Genomic DNA, 2947 nt, shown 5'->3' with positions numbered 1-2947 from the left:
TAAATAGTAGGCGCTTTAACTTTTATAATTTTATATATATTAAACAATAAATGAGAATAAGTGGATATTTTTAAAATTAAATGAAATTATTTTTTGGGATAATTCTTGACGATATTGCTCAAATTGTTTAAACTATTCAATAATATTATTGAATAGTTGGAGGTGAGTTGATGGAAACAAGTGAAGCTAAAGAATACAGAAATAAACTGTATACTGAACTGGCTAAGATCGGCAAATGTCTTTCGAGTGCACGCCGGTTAGAACTCTTAGAATTATTGATCCAATGTGAAAAGACGGTCGAAAAGCTGGCTACAGAAACGCAGATGACGATCGCCAACACATCGCGCCATTTGCAAATTTTATTTAAAGCTGGGCTAGTCAAGCGCCGAAAACAAGGTAATTTTGTGGTCTACTCGCTTGCTTCGTCTCAAGTAGCAGAGTTAGCAAGTAGCTTAAAACAAGTTGGTGTGGTGCGCTTAGAAAAGATGCAAGCTGATCTGGCTAAAAAAACAGGGAGCTTGACGATCACGTTAAAACAGGCTAAACAACAAGATCACGCTCTTTTTTTAGATGTTCGTCCCACCGATGAGTATCAAGCAGGTCACATCGAAGGCGCATTGAATATTCCATTTGAACAGTTAGAGGAGCATTTGAGCTTTTTACCCCAAGACCGTGAGATCATCGTTTATTGTCGCGGAAAGCTTTGCACCTATGCTGATCTAGCAACAGGACTTTTGCATGCTAAGGGATATGAAGCATATAGCTTGAATTATAGCTATTATGATTGGATAACTGAAAAAAAGTAAGTTAAAATAGTTGCGCTAAATAAAAAAGCATGATATAGTTTAGTTATTCAATTAAGTAGTTGAATAGTTTTATGATCGTGAGGTAATAAAAATGGTTAAAGTATTTACAGATGAAAATTTTGAAACAGAAACAAATAAAGGGGTCGTCTTGATCGACTTTTGGGCAACGTGGTGTGGTCCATGTCGGATGCAGGCTCCGATCATCGAACAATTAGCAGATGAGATGGGCGACAAGGTAACGATCGGTAAGTTAGATGTTGATGCTAACCCTAAGACAGCTCAAAGTTTTGGTATCATGTCGATCCCAACTTTATTGATCAAAAAAGATGGTCAAGTTGTGGACCAATTAGTTGGTGTCCATATGAAAGACCAATTGAAACAAGCTTTAGAAAAGCATTTAGCTTAATTAATGGAGGATACGCAGATGGCAGATAAGTATGATGTGATCGTGATCGGTGCAGGACCAGGCGGCATGACCGTATGCATCACGCGCAAATTTAAAAGTAGCGATGCTTGATCGTGGTGTTTATGGTGGTAATATGAATAACACGGCCGAGATCGAAAATTACCCGGGGTTTAAAACGATCATGGGACCAGATCTTTCTGAAGAAATGTATCAAAGCGCAACTAATTTCGGGGCTGAATTTGTCTACGGTAATGTTGAAAAGATCGAAGTACTCGATGAAAAGACGAAGCTCGTTAAGACAGATAGTGGCGAATTAGAAGCTCCTGTGGTGATCATTGCTACTGGTTCAGAAAGTCGCAAGTTAGGTGTGCCTGGCGAAGAACAATACGGTGGTCGCGGTGTATCATATTGTGCTGTCTGCGATGGCGCCTTTTATAAAGATCGTGATGTTGTCGTGATCGGTGGTGGTGATTCGGCGGTCGAAGAAGGAATGTATTTGGCTAACCTTACTTCAAGCGTGAATGTTGTCCATCGGCGTGATAGCTTACGTGCGCAAAAGATCTTACAAGAACGAGCTTTTAAAAATGACAAGATCAAATTTACTTGGGATACTGTAGTTGAAGAGATCCAAGGTGACGAGCAAAAAGTGACGGGGGTCAAGGCTAAAAATGTCAAGACGGGTGAAACTACGACCATTCCAGCAGATGGTGTCTTTATCTATGTTGGTTCGATCCCAATGACAGCTCCGTTCCAAGACCTAGGGATCACAGATGACAAGGGTTGGATCGTGACAAATGATAAGATGGAGACTAACATTCCTGGGATCTATGCGATCGGGGATGTTCGGCAAAAGACATTGCGTCAGATCACGACTGCAGTTGGCGATGGTGGTATCGCCGGTCAAGAAGCTTTCAACTATATCGAAAGTCATAAATAGCAATAAAAGGGCTACTGGCGTACCAGTAGCCCTTTTATTTTTGAATCAATTATACTCGACTGAAAAATTGCTATCGTATGGATCGTCAAAAGCATCATCTTCTAATCCGATTTCAACGAAATGGTGTGTTCCTGTATGCGTATACGAATAATGTGCACACCAAAGTAGTAATAGGAGTGCAAGTAACGCGATCAAATAGCCCAGATATAGGGCACAATGTTTCATAATTAAAAGATCCCCTTTATCTTACCTAATGCTATTGTAAAATAGCACAACGTAGAGAATTATCGCATATTGAACGGGTGCAGTCTACAAAGATTATAAAATAAAAAAATATTGTTCTAGTTTTTAATTTAGAAAAGGTATTCATTTGAGACGACATAGTAAAGTTAGGTACGCTAAGTCAAGCATTCGGGGGATTTAATAAAAGATTAAACATGTGATAAACTGCGATAAGAATGTTATGATAGATGAAGTGTTTTATCTGAAGGGATGTGATGATTTGGTAGCTAGAGCCAAGGATGTATTGGAGCGGCCATTTTCCATGAACTATTTGAAGCTGCTCTTTCAAGGAGCGATCGTTGGTCTGCTCACCGGTGGGAGCGTCAGTTGTTTTCGGTGGATCATCGATCATACATTGCAATTATTATTTTGGTGGTATCCATATCTTGAGAAACATTTGAGCTATGTACTCGTTTATGCTCTATTTTTAGTAGCGATCAGCTGGTTATTAAGCAAGATCCTCAAATATGATCTGACTAACTTAGTCGGTTCAGGGGTGCTATATAAAATGTAAAA

Annotated in this window: 4 protein-coding genes and 1 pseudogene; 4 read left to right on the top strand and 1 reads right to left on the bottom strand. The window is 39.3% G+C overall.

From position 1 onward, the window contains the following. The first annotated feature begins 170 nt into the window (after positions 1-170). The 3 genes and pseudogenes from LMU01S_RS09815 (at position 171) to trxB (ending at position 2149) form a co-directional block, all read left to right on the top strand. On the top strand, positions 171-806 hold the full coding sequence (locus LMU01S_RS09815) for an ArsR/SmtB family transcription factor (protein ID WP_056958881.1): 636 nt from the start codon (positions 171-173) through the stop codon (positions 804-806). Between the two features lie 91 nt (positions 807-897). Next, a complete protein-coding gene (gene trxA, locus LMU01S_RS09810; protein ID WP_056958882.1) occupies positions 898-1212 on the top strand; it encodes a thioredoxin in 315 nt (104 codons plus the stop codon). Positions 1213-1230: 18 nt separating this feature from the next. Continuing rightward, positions 1231-2149: pseudogene (gene trxB / locus LMU01S_RS09805) on the top strand (thioredoxin-disulfide reductase). A 45-nt stretch (positions 2150-2194) separates the two neighbouring features. Here trxB and LMU01S_RS09800 read toward each other — a convergent pair. Beyond that, positions 2195-2374, bottom strand: a complete 180-nt coding sequence (locus tag LMU01S_RS09800) for a hypothetical protein (protein WP_056958884.1) — start codon at positions 2372-2374, stop codon at positions 2195-2197. Between the two features lie 319 nt (positions 2375-2693). Between LMU01S_RS09800 and LMU01S_RS09795 the strand changes: the two genes are divergently transcribed. After that, positions 2694-2945 (top strand): hypothetical protein, encoded by a 252-nt coding sequence (locus LMU01S_RS09795; protein ID WP_056958885.1) that lies wholly within the window; start codon positions 2694-2696, stop codon positions 2943-2945. The last annotated feature ends 2 nt before the right edge of the window (positions 2946-2947 follow it).

Source organism: Ligilactobacillus murinus DSM 20452 = NBRC 14221 (assembly GCF_001591685.1).
GTDB lineage: Bacteria > Bacillota > Bacilli > Lactobacillales > Lactobacillaceae > Ligilactobacillus > Ligilactobacillus murinus.
Note: the sequence above shows the minus strand (reverse complement) of the source record. Positions and strands in the feature narration are given on the sequence as shown.